18 protein-coding genes are annotated in these 17,563 nt (G+C 61.4%); 13 read left to right on the top strand and 5 right to left on the bottom strand.

The window, feature by feature from the left end; translation table 11 throughout:
* Positions 1-14: 14 nt before the first annotated feature.
* Positions 15-458 carry a MarR family winged helix-turn-helix transcriptional regulator gene (locus ACR9WD_RS13720; protein WP_434922232.1) on the bottom strand — a complete coding sequence of 148 codons (444 nt, stop codon included), beginning with the start codon at positions 456-458 and terminating at the stop codon, positions 15-17.
* Positions 459-706: 248 nt separating this feature from the next.
* Between ACR9WD_RS13720 and ACR9WD_RS13715 the strand changes: the two genes are divergently transcribed.
* The gene (locus ACR9WD_RS13715; protein WP_434922231.1) at positions 707-1,504 is read left to right on the top strand and encodes a dioxygenase family protein; all 798 of its coding nucleotides are present in this window, start codon (positions 707-709) and stop codon (positions 1,502-1,504) included.
* A gap of 370 nt (positions 1,505-1,874) precedes the next feature.
* The gene (locus tag ACR9WD_RS13710) at positions 1,875-3,662 is read left to right on the top strand and encodes an L-lactate permease (protein WP_434922230.1); all 1,788 of its coding nucleotides are present in this window, start codon (positions 1,875-1,877) and stop codon (positions 3,660-3,662) included.
* Between the two features lie 95 nt (positions 3,663-3,757).
* On the opposite strand, the gene ACR9WD_RS13705 is transcribed toward ACR9WD_RS13710, so the two are convergent.
* Positions 3,758-5,701 carry a S8 family peptidase gene (locus ACR9WD_RS13705; protein ID WP_434922229.1) on the bottom strand — a complete coding sequence of 648 codons (1,944 nt, stop codon included), beginning with the start codon at positions 5,699-5,701 and terminating at the stop codon, positions 3,758-3,760.
* A gap of 619 nt (positions 5,702-6,320) precedes the next feature.
* On the opposite strand from ACR9WD_RS13705, the gene ACR9WD_RS13700 reads away from it, so the two are divergent.
* The 8 genes from ACR9WD_RS13700 (at position 6,321) to ACR9WD_RS13665 (ending at position 12,220) form a co-directional block, all read left to right on the top strand.
* Complete coding sequence (locus ACR9WD_RS13700) at positions 6,321-7,238, top strand: N-acetylglucosamine kinase (RefSeq protein WP_434922228.1); 918 nt, start codon at positions 6,321-6,323, stop codon at positions 7,236-7,238.
* A gap of 96 nt (positions 7,239-7,334) precedes the next feature.
* Positions 7,335-7,652 carry a bifunctional 3-phenylpropionate/cinnamic acid dioxygenase ferredoxin subunit gene (locus tag ACR9WD_RS13695; protein WP_038993327.1) on the top strand — a complete coding sequence of 106 codons (318 nt, stop codon included), beginning with the start codon at positions 7,335-7,337 and terminating at the stop codon, positions 7,650-7,652.
* Positions 7,653-8,786, top strand: coding sequence for an NAD(P)/FAD-dependent oxidoreductase (locus tag ACR9WD_RS13690; RefSeq protein WP_434922227.1), 1,134 nt, complete (start codon positions 7,653-7,655; stop codon positions 8,784-8,786). It abuts the gene before it with no gap.
* Between the two features lie 7 nt (positions 8,787-8,793).
* The gene (locus tag ACR9WD_RS13685; protein WP_073707818.1) at positions 8,794-10,050 is read left to right on the top strand and encodes an MFS transporter; all 1,257 of its coding nucleotides are present in this window, start codon (positions 8,794-8,796) and stop codon (positions 10,048-10,050) included.
* 152 nt (positions 10,051-10,202) lie between these two features.
* Positions 10,203-10,691, top strand: coding sequence for an Lrp/AsnC family transcriptional regulator (locus ACR9WD_RS13680; RefSeq protein WP_052254055.1), 489 nt, complete (start codon positions 10,203-10,205; stop codon positions 10,689-10,691).
* 199 nt (positions 10,692-10,890) lie between these two features.
* Complete coding sequence (locus ACR9WD_RS13675; protein ID WP_073707819.1) at positions 10,891-11,136, top strand: hypothetical protein; 246 nt, start codon at positions 10,891-10,893, stop codon at positions 11,134-11,136.
* A 359-nt stretch (positions 11,137-11,495) separates the two neighbouring features.
* Positions 11,496-11,867, top strand: a complete 372-nt coding sequence (locus ACR9WD_RS13670) for a hypothetical protein (protein ID WP_073707820.1) — start codon at positions 11,496-11,498, stop codon at positions 11,865-11,867.
* Between the two features lie 164 nt (positions 11,868-12,031).
* On the top strand, positions 12,032-12,220 hold the full coding sequence (locus ACR9WD_RS13665; protein ID WP_038993331.1) for a hypothetical protein: 189 nt from the start codon (positions 12,032-12,034) through the stop codon (positions 12,218-12,220).
* Here ACR9WD_RS13665 and ACR9WD_RS13660 read toward each other — a convergent pair.
* Both ACR9WD_RS13660 and ACR9WD_RS13655 read right to left on the bottom strand, forming a co-directional pair.
* Entirely contained in the window at positions 12,217-12,426 is a 210-nt protein-coding gene (locus ACR9WD_RS13660; protein ID WP_083586954.1) for a hypothetical protein, read from the bottom strand. The two genes, ACR9WD_RS13665 and ACR9WD_RS13660, sit on opposite strands and share 4 nt — an antisense overlap.
* Positions 12,427-12,428: 2 nt before the next feature.
* Positions 12,429-13,076, bottom strand: a complete 648-nt coding sequence (locus tag ACR9WD_RS13655) for a TetR/AcrR family transcriptional regulator (protein WP_038993333.1) — start codon at positions 13,074-13,076, stop codon at positions 12,429-12,431.
* Positions 13,077-13,181: 105 nt separating this feature from the next.
* On the opposite strand from ACR9WD_RS13655, the gene ACR9WD_RS13650 reads away from it, so the two are divergent.
* The 3 genes from ACR9WD_RS13650 (at position 13,182) to ACR9WD_RS13640 (ending at position 17,162) form a co-directional block, all read left to right on the top strand.
* Positions 13,182-14,609 (top strand): flavin monoamine oxidase family protein, encoded by a 1,428-nt coding sequence (locus ACR9WD_RS13650; RefSeq protein WP_434922226.1) that lies wholly within the window; start codon positions 13,182-13,184, stop codon positions 14,607-14,609.
* Positions 14,610-14,612: 3 nt separating this feature from the next.
* Entirely contained in the window at positions 14,613-15,485 is an 873-nt protein-coding gene (locus ACR9WD_RS13645) for a universal stress protein (protein ID WP_073707823.1), read from the top strand.
* Between the two features lie 153 nt (positions 15,486-15,638).
* On the top strand, positions 15,639-17,162 hold the full coding sequence (locus ACR9WD_RS13640) for an APC family permease (protein WP_434922225.1): 1,524 nt from the start codon (positions 15,639-15,641) through the stop codon (positions 17,160-17,162).
* Between the two features lie 123 nt (positions 17,163-17,285).
* Here ACR9WD_RS13640 and ACR9WD_RS13635 read toward each other — a convergent pair whose 3' ends face one another.
* On the bottom strand, positions 17,286-17,534 hold the full coding sequence (locus tag ACR9WD_RS13635; RefSeq protein WP_073707825.1) for a hypothetical protein: 249 nt from the start codon (positions 17,532-17,534) through the stop codon (positions 17,286-17,288).
* Between the last annotated feature and the right edge of the window lie 29 nt (positions 17,535-17,563).

Genomic DNA, 17,563 nt, shown 5'->3' with positions numbered 1-17,563 from the left:
CTGCTTGTGGGGCATTAGAGTATCTCGTCAAAGCTGTGGTTGAGGCGATGCAGGAGATCTCCGAAGTTCTTCAGTTCGGATGCTTCCCATTCCTTGAGCTGGCGGCGCAGTTCCTCACGCAACGTGTTGCCGCTCGAACGCCATTTTTCCTTGGCAGTATCTGTTGCCGAGACCAGCTGGGCCCGGCCATCGGCAGGATCCTGGGTACGAGTGACGAGGTCCAAGGACTCAAGGTGCTGCACGAGGCGCGAAATGGTTGCCTTGTCCAAGCGCAGCTTCTCTGCGAGCGCCCCCTGCTGCTGCGCCTCATCGCGGATGACCACTGCAAGCAAGCGGTACCCCGGGTCCTGCAGATCCGGGTGGATGATCTTGGCACGACGGATCAGCATTTGGCGGGCACGCAATAAGATGGCGGTGAATTCTTCTTCGACCGTCTGCATCAATTCTTCTTCTTGCATAGAAACCATTCTAAAGTTCAACGGCCAATAAGTCTGATATTGGACTCCGTAGCCGTACTAATCCGAAGCGTGAAACGAAAAGGGACACAGTAGCTGAACGTCATTTAGTGCCCGGAAAAGACTAGGTTGGGAAAATCGTCTGCGATTGTCGTTCTCCTGGGGGCGATCGTGGATTCAGTAACCTTGCCAGTAGCGGGGACCGAAAAATAAAGCTTGACGCTTCAACTAATGATTGCTAGCTTTGAATCATGACTCAGCGATCCGACACCCCTCCCGTCTTGTTCCTTAGCCATGGCGCGCCTCCATTGGCCGACGATCAGCGCTGGACCGGCGAACTAGCCGCATGGTCGGGCGCTTTCGAGAAGCCCAAAGATATTCTGATGATCTCAGCGCACTGGGAAAATGCGCCCGTGACACTGAGCGCCACCCACCAGAAGAATGAGCTGGTCTACGACTTCTGGGGTTTCCCGCAGAACTACTACGACGTGCGTTACGACGCCCCGATGGCACCTGAGCTGGCGAATGAAGTCGAACGTCTCACTTCGGCCTACGGCCACCACGTGGAACGCGATGAGACCCGCGGCTTGGACCATGGAGCCTACGTGCCACTGAAGGAAATGTTCCCGGAAGCCGATATCCCGGTGGTGCAGATGTCCATGCCAACACTGGATCCCTCGGGGCTTTTCGATTTGGGCAAGTCCTTGGCCCCCCTGCGGGATCGGGGTACCCTGATCGTCGGCTCCGGATTCACCACGCACAACCTCAAGTGGTTCAACCCGGCCGGTGGAGCTGATGCGGCCCCTCCTTCGGCCTCCAGCGAGTTCGACCACTGGGCAGAAGAAGCCATGGCCCGCGGCGACGTGGACTCCATCCTCGACTTCCTGCACAAGGCCCCGGCAGCGCGCGAAGCGCATCCGCGTTCGGAGCATTGGGCTCCGCTGTATGTTGCTCTGGGGGCTGCTTACGCCTCGGGCGGCATCGACGCCAAGACCGCAATTGACGGTTTCTGGTATGGCCTGTCCAAGCGCTCCTGGACCTTGAGCTAATCGCTGCATGAAGCTTGACCGGCAGGAAGTGCGGCACCGCAAGGTGCCGCACTTCCTGCATTTAAACAGCTCCATAGAGGTGAAAAGGCATGCGGGCTGGTGGAAATCTTAGAAATTTTCCGGCGCCGGCTCGCGGGGGACCTGGACCAGAAGAACAAGGTCAACCCAAGTCGCTGTCTGGATAAATAGCCCGTGAATATGTTCTGCATCCGCGGTTTTCGTGACGAGGCTCACCAAAGTGACGTGTTTCACGTTATGCTCTTATGGTCAGACCATAGTGGTCTGACCATATATGGGTCATCTTGCTGCAACGATCGAGTCCACGCGTGGGTGGATTTCTGCGCGAGTATGGTCAGAAAGGACCATGGATATGGACAACTTAGGTGTGCTCGCACTGTTGGCACTGGCACCGATCCTTGTGGTGGGCATTCTTCTCGCCGGGCTCCGTTGGCCCGCAAAATACGCCATGCCCGTTGGATACGTCGTTGCGGTAGTAGTCGCGCTTTGGGTGTGGAAAATGGACTTCAACGGGGTGCTCGCAGCGTCCATTGAAGGCCTGGTTATCGCATCAACCATGCTGTATATCGTCTTCGGCGCATTGCTCTTGCTCGCGACCCTGACTGTCGGTGGCGCGATGAACACCATCCGGGCGGGCTTCAATAACATTTCGGCTGACCGACGGGTGCAGGCCATCATCATCGGCTGGCTCTTTGGCAGCTTCATCGAAGGCGCATCCGGATTCGGCACTCCAGCTGCGGTGATTGCACCGCTGCTGCTCGCTTTGGGTTTCCCAGCGATGGCTGCGGTCATGGTTGGCCTGATCATCCAGAGCACCCCGGTCAGCTTCGGTGCTGTGGGCACCCCGATTCTGATCGGTGTGAACCAGGGGCTTGGCGGCGATCCTGCTGTGGCCGAACGCATCAACGTCCTCGGATTGACCATGCCCGAATTCATCAGCAGCATCGGTTTCCAAGTTGCATTCATGCACGGCATTATAGGCCTGCTGATCCCGTTGATCATGGTCTGCATGCTCACTGGATTCTTCGGGCCGGAACGCCGCTTCAGCGACGGCTTGAAAATCTGGCCATTCGCTATCTACGCTTCACTGGCCTTCACCGTGCCTTCGGTTCTGACCGCACGCTTCCTCGGCCCGGAGTTCCCGTCGCTGTTCGGTGCGCTGGTTGGCCTGGCACTGGTGATGTTCACGTCCAGCCGCGGCTTCCTGATGCCGAAGGAGATCTTCGACTTCGGACCACGAGCCAGCTGGAACGAGCGTTGGAACGGCAAGCTCGATCCGGAAAACGCCGTAGACAACACCGTTACCATCAGCATGAAGAGCGCCTGGGCACCGTACATCCTGATGGGCGTGCTGCTAGTGCTGACCCGTGTGATTCCGGAAGTGAAGACCTTCCTGACAGGACTCCAGATTCCGGTTGCCGACATCCTCGGCACGGGAATCACCACTTCGATCCAGCCGTTCTACCTGCCTGGATTCATGCTGATCTTGGCCTCCTGTCTGGCCTTCGCCATGCACAAGATGAACGGCGCGCAGATCGCCCGTGCCTTCAAGGTTTCGGCAGCGCAGTTGTGGGGCACCGCGGTAGCGCTGCTCTTCGCAGTGCCCCTGGTGCGTATCCTGATCCAGTCCGGCCCCGAGCTGAATAACTCTGGTCTGGCCAGTATCCCGGTGACGCTGGCCGAGGGCGCCGCGGCGGTTTCTGGTGGCGTGTGGCCGCTGATCGCGCCGTGGATTGGCGCCTTGGGTGCATTCGTCGCCGGGTCCAACACCATCTCCAACCTGACCTTCTCGCAGTTCCAGTTCTCCACCGGTGCGCAAATCGGTGTTGCTCCAGAATCGATTGTGGCAGCCCAGGCGGTTGGCGGGGCCGGTGGCAACCCCATCTCGATTCACAACATCGTGGCTGCATCGGCAACTGTGGGATTGCTGGGCCGCGAAGGCGACCTGCTGCGCAAGACCATTTTGGTAACCAGCTACTACTGCCTGGCCGGCGGCGTCATCGCGTACCTGTTCGTCTACGGCATTGGCCTGAATCCCGGAACAGTCATGCTGGTGCTCCTCCTGCTGGCGTTGGCCGGCATCGGGGCATGGATGCTCAAGCGTGATTCGGTTGCAAGTCGAGCAGTCGATCTGCGCTAGGCACCGCAAATGAGCTAGAAAGCGAAGAACAGTGGGGCGCCGGATGATTCCGACGCCCCACTGCACTTAATTGGTAACCAGATGGAGATTCAGGGCTAGCTGATGGCTACCGAAGCATCATCGATGCGGAACAGCGTGGCCTGCGAGCTGTCTTCCACGCCCTTGAAGCGCAGGGTGACGGTTTCACCCAGGAAGTTGCTCAGGTCAACGGTCTGCAGTTCGTAGTTTGAGCTGGCATCCAGGTTGGACCAGGTTCCCATGTTGTAGGTTCCGTATCCGTCCAGGACCTGGACGGTCAGCTTGTCATACTGGCTGTACGCAGTGGTTTCGTTGGTCAGCACATGCAGGTAGAACTCCAGCTGCGCAGCGGAAGCATCTGCTGGGATGGTGATCTTCTGGTCCAAGGTGTAGGTGTTGGAATTGCCCCAGCCATTCAGGCCGGCCAATCCGTTGCCGGAGCGGGCTGCCGAGCCGGACTCGAAGGTGTCCGCGCGGTTGGCGGTCCAGTATTCCGAGCCATTCTCGAAGCCGGCGTTCTTCAGCAGGTTGCCGCTAGGCTCCGGATCCGGAGTTGGGTCGGTGCCTTCCATGGCGCTCATGATCTTGGCAGCATCCACCAGGCCGGCACCGCAACCGATGCTGCAACCGCCTGGCATCGCGCGGGTGCCTTGCTTCAATGCGGTTTCCACTGCGGCCGGGGACATCGACGGGTCGACCGACTTCATCAGCGCGACCATGCCCGCTACGTGCGGGGTGGCCATGGACGTGCCCTGGTAGAAGGTGTAGCCCTGGCTGGACGGGGTGGTGGTGCCGGTGTTGATCGTGGACAGCACGCCCTGGCCAGCGTAGCGGGTGTCGCCGCCTGGCGCGGTGACATCAATGGCCGAGCCGTAGTTCGTGTAGTACGACGGAGCGCCCGATGGGTTGCTTGCCGCTACGGTAATGACGTTCTCGCAGTTGGCCGGGCGGGAATTCGAAGCGTTCTGGCTTTCGTTGCCGGCGGCAACAACCACCGACGTGCCACGGGACACCGCCGAGTTGATGGCTGCCTGGTAGGTGGAGCCGCACGCGCCGCCACCGCCAAGCGACATGTTGATGGTGTCAGCCGGAGTCGGGTTATTCGGAACGCCTGGGACCGAACCGCCAGAGGCCCAGATGATGGCATCGGCGATGTCGGAGAGGCTGCCGCCGCACTTGGCCAGGACGCGCACAGGCTGGATCTTGGCATCCGGAGCAACACCAGCCACGCCGCTGGAGTTGTTGGTGACCGCGGCTACGGTGCCGGCCACGTGGGTGCCGTGCCAGGAGGAGCTGCCCGAGTAGCTGCCGCCGCATTCACCGGCGGCGTACCAGTCGCCCTCATCCTGCGGGTTGGCGTCCCGGCCGTTGCCGTCGCGGGCCGACGCGGAGCTGGAGACGAAGTCGTAGCCGGAAATGACGTTGGCATTCAGGTCGGAATGCGAGGTGATGCCGGTATCCAGGACAGCGACGATGCTGCCTTCGCCGGTGGCGACGTCCCACGCCGACGGCAAGCGCATGCCGTTGGTGCCGCTGTAGTGCCACTGCTCGCTGTAGCGGGTGTCGTTGGGAGTCATGGAGATCTTCATGATGGCATCTGGTTCCACCGATTCCACGAGGCCGGACTGCGCGATATCGGCCATGAACTCCTTGGCACTATCGCCCTTGAGTTTCTTGTCGGCCTTCACCACGAAGCTGCCGGTGGCCATGGCGCGCATTTCCTTGACGGACACGCCGGCTGCCTTGGCTGCTTTGCCCCAGGCCTTGGCGCGGGAGGACTTGCCCGCTTCCTTGGCTGATGCCTTGTAGGTGACGATGAACTTGTCGTAGGCTTCGCCTGATTCAACCGAACCGATCTTGACCTTGTTGTCTGCGCTGGCTTTGGGGAGGGACTTTTCAGCGGGAATCGGAACGGGGGAGGCGGTGGCCGGCAAGGCGCCAATGCCGAAGCCGCTCATGCCTATCACTACGGCCGCCGAGACGGCCAGGGTCCTCCGAAGAGGGGTGGAAAAACGTGCCATTGATGTTCTCCTTATTGGGGTTTTTGGGCGCACAAAAGTCGGTGATCAATCGATGTGGTGTGTGCCGGTAGGAGCGTAACTGCTCTCCAACTCCTAAAGGAAGTACTTCTCAAATAAATCTTTTATATTTGCACATGTACTAAAAAGGTGTTTCACATATTTTTAGGGCTTGATCCGGACGAAAACGCGGATCTGCAAAATGAACGGATGTTATTTGGCCAGTGGAGTGGGAAAAATTTTCAGATCCGATCTGACTAAGACATACACGTGATGCGATATCTGGTTCGGAATTATTTATTCATGGCATTCAAAGGCGGTTCCAGATGGATTTCCTCGGTTCGAGAATCATCCGATGATGCTTAAGCGGGTGTGACTAAAAGCCTAATTCATTGAATAATCTGTCTTTAGGGCAGGCGCGGTATAGAACGGGTGCCCTCCAGCTGTTGCCGGCAGGCGATCATGGACTAGTGGAACGTTCAGCCGATGTGGGGTGGAATCCAGACGCCTTGCGTGAAGGCCGCATCATGCGAGCAAAATGATTTGTCGCGGAGCTACGGTGGTTGCAGACGACGTAGGCTGAAGCTGATGGCTAAGGGAGAGGGAATCGATGGTCCAAGGCGTGTTGGCAGTAGACGGCGGGCAGACTGGTATCAAGATCCGCTTCGAACACCGCGGCGAGATCAAAGATCTGCGCTTTCCCGGCGTGCAAACCAGCGAACCGGTCCTGCCGCAACTGGCGCGGGTCATCAACCAGGCGATAGCGGAGAACCCCAGGGCATTCACGACCATCAGTGTCGGCACTACCGGTCTGGTGAAAGCCGAACACGACGCACGGCAGCTCTTCGAACTCATTGGGACTGCAGGTATTACCGAGATTGCGCTGGCGCATGATTCGGTGACCAGCTATCTCGGAGCATTGGGCGACCGCCAAGGCGCGGTCGTTGCGGCCGGAACGGGCGTTGTCACCCTAGCGGTAGGCCCATGCTCGGTAGCGCGCATCGATGGATGGGGCTACATCATGGGGGATGCCGGTAGCGGCTATTGGATTGGCCAGCAGGGCATGAGTGCCGCCATGCGGGGCTTTGACGGCCGTGGCCCAGCCACCGCGCTGACCGAGGAGCTCGCACAGCTCTGGCCGGACCTGACCGAGGCATATATCGACCTGCAGGCCATGCCCGACAAAGTAGCCACCGTAGCCGCCTTTGCGAAGAATGTTGCCCAGCTGGCGGCCACCGATGAAATCGCTGCCGGGATCTGTGCGCGGGCAGGAGAGGAATTGGCAGCCTCAGCCGCAGCGGCATTGCGCCGCGCGGGGTTGGAACAGGACGCCGGATCACTTCCGGTGGCGGCCATCGGGGGAGTGCTCGCCGGGGAATACGTCAGGAACAGCTTCGAGCAGCAGCTGCAGCTGCTCATCCCGGCTGCACGCGTCCAGGACTCGACGGGCAATGGGCTGGATGGGGCCCAAGGTCTGGCGCTCTTGCCGGAGGACCACCCATTGCATCAGCTCGTATCGCGCTTTCGTGCGCAACAGTAAGTCGTGGACAGCGGTGAATACGGGCCATCAAATAGGTGCTGGCAAACAATAAGTGACAAGATTAGCTCAGAACCTAGTGATTATTAAGGAGTCATCGTGAGTTTCCGAGTTGGTCCCGTAGATCTTGTCCCAGAAGGCGAATCGCTGCTGGTTGAAGCCAAAGACAGCGGCGCAAGCGAAGACATCGCGATCTTCCACGCCGAAGACGGCAACTTCTATGCCCTGCAGGATGAATGCACGCACGAAGTCGCGTCGCTCTCCGATGGCTGGATCGAAGACTGCACGGTGGAGTGCCCATTGCACTCATCGAGCTTCGACTTGAAGACCGGCAAGGTGCTGTGCATGCCAGCTACCGTAGATGCCCGGACCTACACGGTGAACGTTGTGGATGGCTTCTTGGAGCTTGAAGTCTAAATGCCTTCCGTGCACATCATCGGGGGCGGGGTCGCAGGATACGCTCTGGCCCGCCACCTGGTGCAGCAGAACTACTCCGGATCCATCAAGATCAGCGATGCCCAGGGCCTGCCGTACGACCGCCCGCCATTGAGCAAGTCCCTGCAGGCAGAACCCTTCGCGCCGGTGTCCTGGTACCAGGACAATAATGTCGGGCTGATCCAGGAAGAGGTGGAGCGCCTGCAGCTGCCTCAGGCGGCCGATGACTGGATGGTGCTGGCGACCGGCACCCGGCCCAAGGCATTGGAGATCCCCGGCGGGCACCACGCGCGCAGCCTGCACAGCGCGGCCGACGCGGCCTGGATCTCCGAGGTCCTGGAATCCGGGATGTTCGGCCAGAGAGTGCTGGTCATCGGAGCGGGACTGGTCGGGGCCGAATTCGCTTCCACCGCCAAGATGCTCGGAGCGCAGGTCACCTTGGTTTCCAACTCCAACGCGCCGCTGGCCCATGTGCTGGGTCAGGAGCTTGCCGAACAGCTGCACGCAGACCATGCCAACCACGGCATCACCACCGTGACCGGTGCGGTCACGGAGCTCGGTCCGAACCATGCCCTGGTCAACGGCCAGCGCCATGAGGCAGAGCTGATCGTGGCGGCCATCGGAGTCGAACCTGAAACCGCGCTCGCCGAGCAGCTGGGCCTGGAGGTGGATGACGGGATCCTGGTGGATGCGCAGCAGCGGTCGCTCAGCTGCCCGCAGGTGCTGGCCATCGGCGACGCCGCCCGGGAAGAAAACCAGCCGCGCACCGTGCATTGGGAAGCCGCGATGGAAGATGCAGCCCAGGCGGCGGCGACGATCATGGGCACTGCCGCTGTGCAGCGATCGGTACCGTGGTTCTGGAGCGACCGCCACGAAATGCACGTGGAAACGGTCGGCGACTTCAGCCAGGCCGCCAGCACCGTGACCCGCCTGAACCGGCGAGGCAAGATCCAGATGGTCTTCGGTCTCGATGCCAATGGCTCATTGGTGTCAGCCTCGATGATCGATGGAGGCCTGATGGCCAAGGCGGTGAAACGGCTGATCGCCAAGTCAGCCACCCCAAGCATTGAACAATTGAAGGACCCAACCGTGGGTCCGCGCGAGTTAGGCCGGTAGGAAACTTATGAGTGCAGCCGAACCGATGGACGTTCCCGCGGCCCTGCGGACGCCCATCAAACGAGTTGGCCCCGGCTGGATCGCCGCGGTGGTCATTGTCCACATCGGCATCAATGTCGGCTTCTTCGCACCGATCCAGGTGCTGCTCGGCTTGCACGCCGAACAGCTGGACGCCAGCCAGAAGAATGCGATTCTTTCGCTGGTCACCGGTGTCGGCGCGGCCGTCTCGCTGGTAGCCAACCCGCTGTTCGGCGCCCTGAGCGACCGCAGCACCTCGAAATTCGGGCGGCGCATTCCGTGGGTGTTCTTCGGAACAATCTGCGCTGCACTGGCCCTGCTGCTGATGTCGACGGCGCACACCGTCAGCACGCTGGTCATCGGCTGGGCGCTGATGCAAGCGGCCGGCAATGCAGCATTGGCAGCCATCTTCGCGGCCATCCCGGACAAGGTGCCGGTGGAGCAGCGCGGCATGGTTGGCGGGCTGGTGGCCCTAGGCCAAACCTGCGGTTCGCTGATCGGTGCAGTGATCGGCATGGTCGCTGCCAGCAATCTGGTCTTCGGCTACGCGATTGTCGCAACCGCCGTGGCGCTTTGCTCCATCCCTTTCGTGCTGATGCGCCAAGACGTCGCGCTGCCCAAGGGCGCGCTGGAGCCGCTGAAGCCGCTGGAATTCCTGCGCAGCTTCTGGATCAACCCGGTCAAGCACAGCGATTTCGGCTGGGCCTGGCTGACCCGCTTCCTGCTGTATCTGGGCTGCCAGCTCTGCCTGGTCTACCTGCTGTTCTTCCTGCAGGACGCCATCAAGCATCCGGAGCCGGCTCAGGGAGTGCTGGTGCTGACGGCGATCTACGCCTTCTGCGTCATCTTCTCCTCGGTGATTTCCGGCAAGCTGTCGGACAAGGATGGCAAGCGCAAGAAATACGTCATCCTCTCCTCGGTGATCGTGGCCGCCGCGGCAGGCGTGCTCACCTTCGCTACCTCGTTCACCACCGCCATCATCGCCGCAGTGCTCCTGGGCATCGGCTTCGGCGCGTATCTGGCGGTGGACTTCGCGCTGCTGACCCAGGTTTTGCCGAATGCCGATTCTCGCGGCAAGGACCTGGGCATGATCAACATTGCCAACTCCCTGCCTCAGGTGGTCGCGCCGCTGATCGCCTGGCTGACGGTGACCTGGTTTGGCGGCTACCCGACCCTGTTCCTGTGCTCGGTGGTGATCAGCCTCCTCGGCGCCGTGCTGGTACGCCAGATCAAGAGCGTTCCGTAAATCCTGGGCCAACCAGCTTGCGGCATCGTGCAGCCCACCGGCAAGGAAGCTGCGCGTCGCCGGGAACTGGTGGGGAAAAGCGCCAAGGGGCGCCATCCGAGGTCGTATGATGAATCCAGCGATCCGCAATAACGAGGAGCAGGTGCGGCCGAATGCCACTGAACGAACCAGGACGGGAAAGCCGTGCGACGCAGCTTGACGGCATTGACCGCAAGTTGCTGGCGCTGCTGGCGAAGAACTCGCGGCGGACCAACAACTCCCTGGCCGAAGAGCTGGGCATCGCGCCGTCGACCTGCCTGGCGCGCTTGAACGCCTTGCGTGATTCGGGAGTCATCTCGCGCTTCACCATTGAAGTGGACCCGGCGGTGCTGGGCCGCGAATTGGAAGCGCTGATCTTCGTGAAGATCCGGCCCGGAGCCCGTCACCTGATGTCGAACTTCGCCAATGACATGCGAAGCAAGCCCGGGGTGCGGCAACTGTTCTTCCTCGGTGGTGCCGACGACTTCGTCCTGCACGTTGCGGTGCGCAACTCCTCGGACGTGCGCCAGTTCGTGCTCGACAACCTTTCTGCGAATCCCGCAGTCGCGACGACGCAGACCTCGCTGGTGTTCGAACACGGACACGGCAGCGGAGAGTTCTGACCCGCATTCTTGCCGTTTCTCGACCGTTCGATGTTCGCAGGAGCGGTCTGCCTCACGGCATTGCTCGAAGAAACATGCTAAACTTGATGTTCTTCTCTTAGCATGGCTGCGGCCCGTTGGCTGCTGGGGACCGGTTCTCCAGCACGGCAGTGGAACCTGCCGCAGCTGCGACTGAATGAATGGGGAGGTTGAGAAGTCCATGAATTTTGACGCAACTCTGATCACCGCAGTGGTGACGTTGATTGTTCTGGCCGTTGCAACTGCTGTGCTGGTCATCCGGTACAAGCGCACTCATCAGGCGGAAATCCGCCAGGCGCTGATTGCCAAGGCCCGCAAGCGCGGCGTTGCCTCGCCGGAAGACCTGTCGAACCACGACCTGGCATTGCAGATCCGCGCAGCGAAGCGCCAGCGCAAGCAGGACGGCAAGGATCTGAAGACCGCATAGGGTTTGGCCCTTTGCGCTGATCGTGCCGAGCCCCAGTCCACTTTTGGACTGGGGCTCTGCCGTGCCGCCAACCATTTCACGCGCTGGTCTGCGCATTTATCGACGACGAATAATCCATGAAATGTCATCAGTCGCAATTCCCTGTGACCTACGAAATACCAGCCAATAACTAACCCGGAACAATTATTGGAAACTATGCTCCCCGTCACCAGAAAAGTCGATTTAGCCCCAGAATCATGCGGATTGCATCACAAGGTCGTGTGGGCTTCTGAACAAACCACTTCTCAATAGATAAATGGTCGGAAATGATGGATATGACTGGAAATGCGCAAAATGATAATTCTTTAGGAGCAGCAGCAATGGCCTCGATCCCACTCGGTGAAGACATCCTCTTGGCACGCCACGGCGCCAACATCGTCAAGCTTCGCCAGGATCGCAAGAACCGCATGACTGTTGCCTATTTGCGCAGCGGGGCAATCGACACTGCCTCGAATCTGCTCACCGCTCCGGTTCCCGCATTGACCCCGGCAGCCAGCTTCACCGAAGGCGCAGCTCGCTACCTGAACGATGAAGCCGAGATCAGCCGCGGCGAGGTCCGTTCGCTGGTCAAGATCTCCCTGGGCTTTTCTGCCCTGATGGGCGTCGTGTTCGGCGGCCTGGTCCTGGCGTTGTACAAGGTCGGCGGCAACGAAGCGCTCCAGTCGCTGAGCTACATGAGCGCTGTACAGTAGCTTTCCCAAGCATTTTCAGAAGACGGGATCCCGGGGCAACTCGGGGTCCCGTTTTTCGTGCGTCCCCGATTGGCATCGGTTCTGCCTTGGGACTTGCGGCAAGTCTCGTATTTCTGGCCTTGCGGGCATAGGATGGCGGCAACCGACAAGGATGGGAGCAGGCCATGCGTTTTGTTTTGGAAGTCAACTTCGATACCGAGAACATGCAGCTCAAACCGTTGGAAGAGCTGCAGAAGATTCTGCGGGACTGGTCGACGAACATCACGATGTATCCGATCGTTGCCGGCGCCCAGGAGGACGTCTACGACTCCGACAACGAGCAAGTAGGGGAGTGGGCCATCCTCGACGACTAGTTCCGTCGCTTGGAGAACCGCCCGATGGCGTAGCCTGCCGCCAAGGTGATCAGCAGGATCAGCCACAACGGCGCGGCGGTGTGGAAGAGGAAGAATTCCACGCGCACATAGGTCAGGTTCTGCAGGATGAAGACCAGTGCAATAGCCACCAGTGCAATGGAAGCCCACTGCTTGCCGGTGATCCGCGGCTTCGGCTCTTTATCCATGATCAGCTTCCGTTGGCCAGCAGGCCGGATACCAGAGCCGCGAGCCCGCGCTGGAACGAATCATCGCTGGTATCGAGCTTCGAGCGGCGTTGCGCCGCCACGGCCCTGGTGAAATGCGGAGTCAGATCCTGGTGGTTGCTGGTATCGAAAATGTCATGGGGCGCGGCGGTGTCCATGGCCGAGCCGAAAATGAACGACTCCAGTGCGACAATCGTCGGCACGATCTCGTTCTCCGCCATGCCGAAGTCCGCCAGTGCTTCGGCCACGCGCTCGTACATGCCCAGGGTGCGCGGTGAATCGGTGACCGGCAGAACCGCAATGACCGGGATCAACGGAATGTGCCGGGCGAAGACGTTGCGGTAGCTCGTAGCCCACTTCAGCAGCGCTTCCTTGATGCCCGCCTCATCGAAGACCGACGTGTCGATATCGGCCATGACCCATTCCTGGATCCACTGCAGCAGGTCGTGCTTCGAATCGACGTGGTTGTAGAGCGCCGAGGGCGAGACGCCGAGGGACTTTGCCAGCCGCTGCATGGTCAGCGACTCGTAGCCGTCCCCGGAAACCAGTTCCAGCGCATGCTCGGTGATGCGCTCCCGGTTCAGCACCGCCTTGCGTGGGCGCCCGGCTCGTCTCGCTTCCGTTTCGCTCATGCGGACCTCTTCCTGACGTGGGGTGCTTCACAACTGGATGTTCGTACCCTATGCTATATGACAGGTAAATGAACCATATTCATTTAATTGTGCAAGGGAGCGATCATGGAACATCTCGAACGCGACGTCGTCGTCATCGGTGCGGGACCCTCGGGGCTGACAGCGGCCTATGAGTTGAGCAAGGCAGGCAAGTCCGTTGCCGTGCTCGAAGCCCGCGACCGCGTGGGCGGCCGCACCTGGACCGAGCAGATGGACGGGGCGACCATCGAAATCGGCGGCCAGTGGATCAGCCCCGACCAGACCGGACTCTACTCGCTGATCAACGAGCTGGGCATCGAGACCTTCGAACGCTACAAGGCCGGCAAGAGCGTCTACCTCACCGAGGACGGCGAACGGATCGCCTACGAAGGGGAGGACTTCCCGGTAGCCGCCAGCACCGTAGCCGAAATGGACAAGCTGGTAGCGCTGATGAACGAACTGGCCGCTGGCATGGATCCGGACAGGCCATGGGAGCACCCGCAGGCCGAAGAACTGGACAAGATCTCCTTCCACCACTTCCTGCGCCAGCACTCCGCCGACGAACTGGCCTGCAACAACGTGGGACTGTTCATCGCCGGGGGCATGCTCACCAAGCCGGCGCACACCTTCTCCGCGCTGCAGGCGGTGCTCATGGCGTCCTCGGCCGGCTCCTTCGACAACCTGGTCGACGAGGACTTCATCCTGGACCGGCGCATCGTGGGCACCATGCAGGGCGTCTCCAAGACCCTGGCCGAAAAGCTGGGCGAGGACATCGTCTTCCTGGGCAACCCGGTGCTCAAGCTCGAATGGTTCGACGGCGGCGTGGTGGCCCACGGAAGCAGCGTAACCGTCTCGGCCAAGAAGGCCGTGCTGGCGGTGCCGCCGAACCTGTACTCGCGCATCTCCTACGTTCCGGCGCTGCCGCGCAAGCAGCAGGTCACCCACCAGCACCAGTCCATGGGCCTGGTGATCAAGGTGCACGCCGTCTACGGCACCCCGTTCTGGCGCGAAGAAGGGCTCTCCGGCACCTGCTTCGGCCCGGCCAACCTGGTCCAGGAAATCTACGACAACACCTACATCGGCGAGGAAACCGGCACCCTGGTCGGCTTCATCTCGGATCTGAAGGCCGACGCCATGTGGGAACTGGACGAGCAGCAGCGCCGCGCGGAGATCCTCAAGTCCATGGCCGGCTACTTGGGGGAGAAGGCCCTGGATCCCAAGGTCTTCTACCTCTCGGACTTCGCCGCCGAGGAATGGACCCGCGGAGCCTACGCCACCAGCTACGATTTGGGCGGCCTGCACCGCTTCGGCCCGGCGCAGAACGAGAATGTCGGACCGATCTACTTCTCCTCCTCCGACCTGGCCGGCGAAGGGTTCCAGCACGTGGACGGCGCGGTGCGCATGGGCCGGCGCTCGGCCGCACGCATCATTGCCGCACTGGACGGCACCGATTACGACCAGAGCTATGACGGGGTGGCCACGCTGACCGCTGCCAAGGAAGAGGCGAACGCCTAAGCCATGAAATTGCTTGTAGGCTACACCGCTGACCAGCGCGGTGCCGAAGCCATCGAACTGGCCAGCGCCCTGGTGGCTGGCACCCGCGATGCATCCTTGAAGATCGCCATCGTGCTGCCAGCCTCCACCCCGTTCAATGCGGTCTACCCCGGCGGGGATCATGGATTCTCCACCATCCTCTCCGCCCAGGTGGACCGCTGGGCGGCCGAAGCCCTGGCCCTGGTGCCGGAGGGCATCGCCGCCTCGGCGGTAGCCCGCTCGGTGCCCTCGGTGGCCGAGGGGCTCATCGCCCTGGGCGAGGAATTCGGGGCTCACGGGATTGTGCTGGGCGGGCGCAAGCGCCACCGCGCCGGCTTCTTCAGCCCCGGGGCGATTGCCAACGCGCTGCTGCATTCATCGCCGATGGCAGTATTCATGTCCTCGCCGGCGTCGTTGGCCACGCTGCGCGCGGCCAACGGGAAGATCACCCGGCTGACCGCCTTCGTCGGGGACCGGCCCGGCGCACGCGAGGTCATCGGCCTCTCGGCGCGGATCGCCGCCGCCTGCGCTTTGCCGCTGCGCGTGGCCACGCTCATCTCCCAGGCGGAGCTGGCCAACTCCGAGCAAGAGCTGGGCGACCACCTGGCCAAGACCCGCAGCTATCTGGAGGAACTGACCGAGTCCCTGGGCCTGGATGCGGCCATCGAGGTGGTCTCCGGGCAGGGACTGGATGAAGCCACGGCCCAGCTGTCCTGGCAGGACGGGGACCTGGCGCTGCTCGGTTCCGCCCGGCTGGCCGCTCCGCGCCGTCTATTCATCGGGCCCAAGGCCCAGCGGATACTCGGCCAGCTCAACGTGCCCATCGGCGTCATCCCGACCCTTGATGCGGCCCGCTAGGAAACACCGCAAAAATCCTGCACCACCCCTTATATTCCCCGGACGCCTGCCGCGAAACTGCGCGGACGGCGCCTCACTGACCCCTGACGGAAGGTGGCTCGGTACTTGTAGCCGACGCACGCACACCCCGCTGAAAGTTTGAAGGTAACCACCATGTCGCAAGACCTGAGGCAGGCATCGCCGCCTGCACGCTCCGAGAGCGGACTGCACGAAAAAGGACTGCCCAAGGGCACCGTGGGCGTTCTGGGACTTGTCGTTATCGGCATCTCCTGCATCGCCCCGGCCTACACCCTCACCGCGGGGCTCGGCGCCACCGTGGCCGAAGTCGGCACCAGCCTGCCGGCGATCCTGCTGGCCGGCTTCCTGCCGATGCTGCTGGTGGCCCTGGGCTACCGCGAGCTGAACAGCGCCATGCCGGATTCGGGCACCTCCTTCACCTGGGCGACACGTGCCTTCGGGCCGATGATCGGCTGGATGGGCGGCTGGGGCCTGATCGCCGCGACGGTGATTGTGCTCTCCAATCTGGCGGCCGTGGCCGTGGACTTCTTCTACATCCTCCTTGCCCAGCTCACCGGGCAGGATTGGATTGCCGAGCTGACCACGAACTTGTGGATCAACATTCCCACCACGCTGGTGTTCATTGCGGTGGCCGCCTGGATTTCCTATCGGGGCATGAACGCCACCAAGGTCTTCCAGTACGTGCTGGTCGGGTTCCAGGTCGCGGTGCTGCTGCTCTTTGCCATCATGGCGCTGACCTCCAGCCAGCCCAATGATCCGACGCCGATTACCTGGCAGATGTTCAACCCCGCCGGCATCGATACCTTCTCGGCCTTCGCCGCGGGCATCTCGCTGTCCATCTTCGTCTTCTGGGGCTGGGATGTCACGCTGACCATGAACGAGGAAACCACCGATCCGAAGAAGGTTCCCGGACGCGGTGCCACCTGGACAGTGCTGGTGATCATCGCGCTATACCTGGCCGTGTCGCTCGGGGTGATCTACTGGGCCGGCGTAGGCACCACCGGTTTGGGCGCGGGCAACCCGGAGAACCAGGAATCGATTTTCGCTGTGCTTTCCGGTCCGGTCATGGGCCCGCTGGCCATGCTGATGTCCCTGGCCATCTTGTCTTCCTCGGCTGCCTCGCTGCAGTCCACCATGGTCTCGCCGGCGCGCACCTTGCTGGCTATGGGCTACTACGAGGCGCTGCCCTCCAGTTTCGCGAAGATCTCCGCGCGCTTCATGTCCCCGTCGGTAGCGACCTTCGCTGCCGCCGCGGCAGCTGCCGGCTTCTATGTGATCACCCGGCTGCTTTCGGAGAACGCGCTATGGGATACCATCACCGCACTGGGCCTGATGATCTGCTTCTACTACGGGCTTACCGCGTTGGCCTGCGTCTGGTACTTCCGCGGTGAGCTGTTCGATAATGCCCGGAATTTCTTCTGCAAGTTCTTGGCGCCGTTGATCGGCGGCATCGTGCTGCTGGTGATGTTCTTTGCCACTGCCATTGAATCCATGAATCCGGAGTACGGCTCGGGCTCCGAAATCGGGGGAGTAGGCATGGTGTTCATCCTCGGGGTTGGCGTGCTGCTGCTCGGCGTGGCCATCATGCTGTGGATGCGCCTGCGCAACCCTGCATTCTTCAGGGGTGAAACCATCAGGACCCGCAAGCTGCTGAAGTAGCACAAGAGCCGCAAACCCAATGGCCCGCCCATGAGCAGATCATGGGCCGGTCATTGGGGTTGCTGCTTGAGGGCAGCAAACTACCGCAGTTCTAGGTTCCGCGAGCTCAGGCCAGCAACGGGACTAGACGTTGGATTTGGCCCCGGCCATGTGCAGGGCTACTCCGATGGCTGCCAGCACGGCGCCAAACGGGGTGAGCGCGTTACTGATCAATGCGTTAATGAAACTCAGCGGGACGCTGGCCAATAGGGTTCCGCCATAGCCGGAATTCAGGCCCCACGACATCAAGGCCGGAATGAAGCTGCTGAGGAGAACACCAATCAGCATCACGACTACGCCGGTGACAATGATCTTCTTATGCGCTGCGAGCACCTTTTCCTCCTGTTGCCGTGGGCTGAGTA

The organism is Glutamicibacter sp. PAEs-4, assembly GCF_051161755.1.
GTDB lineage: Bacteria > Actinomycetota > Actinomycetes > Actinomycetales > Micrococcaceae > Glutamicibacter > Glutamicibacter nicotianae.
Note: the sequence above shows the minus strand (reverse complement) of the source record. Positions and strands in the feature narration are given on the sequence as shown.

Coding starts and splice junctions, on each gene's coding strand:
- ACR9WD_RS13720 (WP_434922232.1), bottom strand. CDS start 458: ATGCAAGAAGAAGAATTGATGCAGACGGTCGAAGAAGAATTCACCGCC.
- ACR9WD_RS13715 (WP_434922231.1), top strand. CDS start 707: ATGACTCAGCGATCCGACACCCCTCCCGTCTTGTTCCTTAGCCATGGC.
- ACR9WD_RS13710 (WP_434922230.1), top strand. CDS start 1,875: ATGGACAACTTAGGTGTGCTCGCACTGTTGGCACTGGCACCGATCCTT.
- ACR9WD_RS13705 (WP_434922229.1), bottom strand. CDS start 5,701: ATGGCACGTTTTTCCACCCCTCTTCGGAGGACCCTGGCCGTCTCGGCG.
- ACR9WD_RS13690 (WP_434922227.1), top strand. CDS start 7,653: ATGCCTTCCGTGCACATCATCGGGGGCGGGGTCGCAGGATACGCTCTG.
- ACR9WD_RS13685 (WP_073707818.1), top strand. CDS start 8,794: ATGAGTGCAGCCGAACCGATGGACGTTCCCGCGGCCCTGCGGACGCCC.
- ACR9WD_RS13680 (WP_052254055.1), top strand. CDS start 10,203: ATGCCACTGAACGAACCAGGACGGGAAAGCCGTGCGACGCAGCTTGAC.
- ACR9WD_RS13675 (WP_073707819.1), top strand. CDS start 10,891: ATGAATTTTGACGCAACTCTGATCACCGCAGTGGTGACGTTGATTGTT.
- ACR9WD_RS13670 (WP_073707820.1), top strand. CDS start 11,496: ATGGCCTCGATCCCACTCGGTGAAGACATCCTCTTGGCACGCCACGGC.
- ACR9WD_RS13665 (WP_038993331.1), top strand. CDS start 12,032: ATGCGTTTTGTTTTGGAAGTCAACTTCGATACCGAGAACATGCAGCTC.
- ACR9WD_RS13660 (WP_083586954.1), bottom strand. CDS start 12,426: ATGGATAAAGAGCCGAAGCCGCGGATCACCGGCAAGCAGTGGGCTTCC.
- ACR9WD_RS13655 (WP_038993333.1), bottom strand. CDS start 13,076: ATGAGCGAAACGGAAGCGAGACGAGCCGGGCGCCCACGCAAGGCGGTG.
- ACR9WD_RS13650 (WP_434922226.1), top strand. CDS start 13,182: ATGGAACATCTCGAACGCGACGTCGTCGTCATCGGTGCGGGACCCTCG.
- ACR9WD_RS13645 (WP_073707823.1), top strand. CDS start 14,613: ATGAAATTGCTTGTAGGCTACACCGCTGACCAGCGCGGTGCCGAAGCC.
- ACR9WD_RS13640 (WP_434922225.1), top strand. CDS start 15,639: ATGTCGCAAGACCTGAGGCAGGCATCGCCGCCTGCACGCTCCGAGAGC.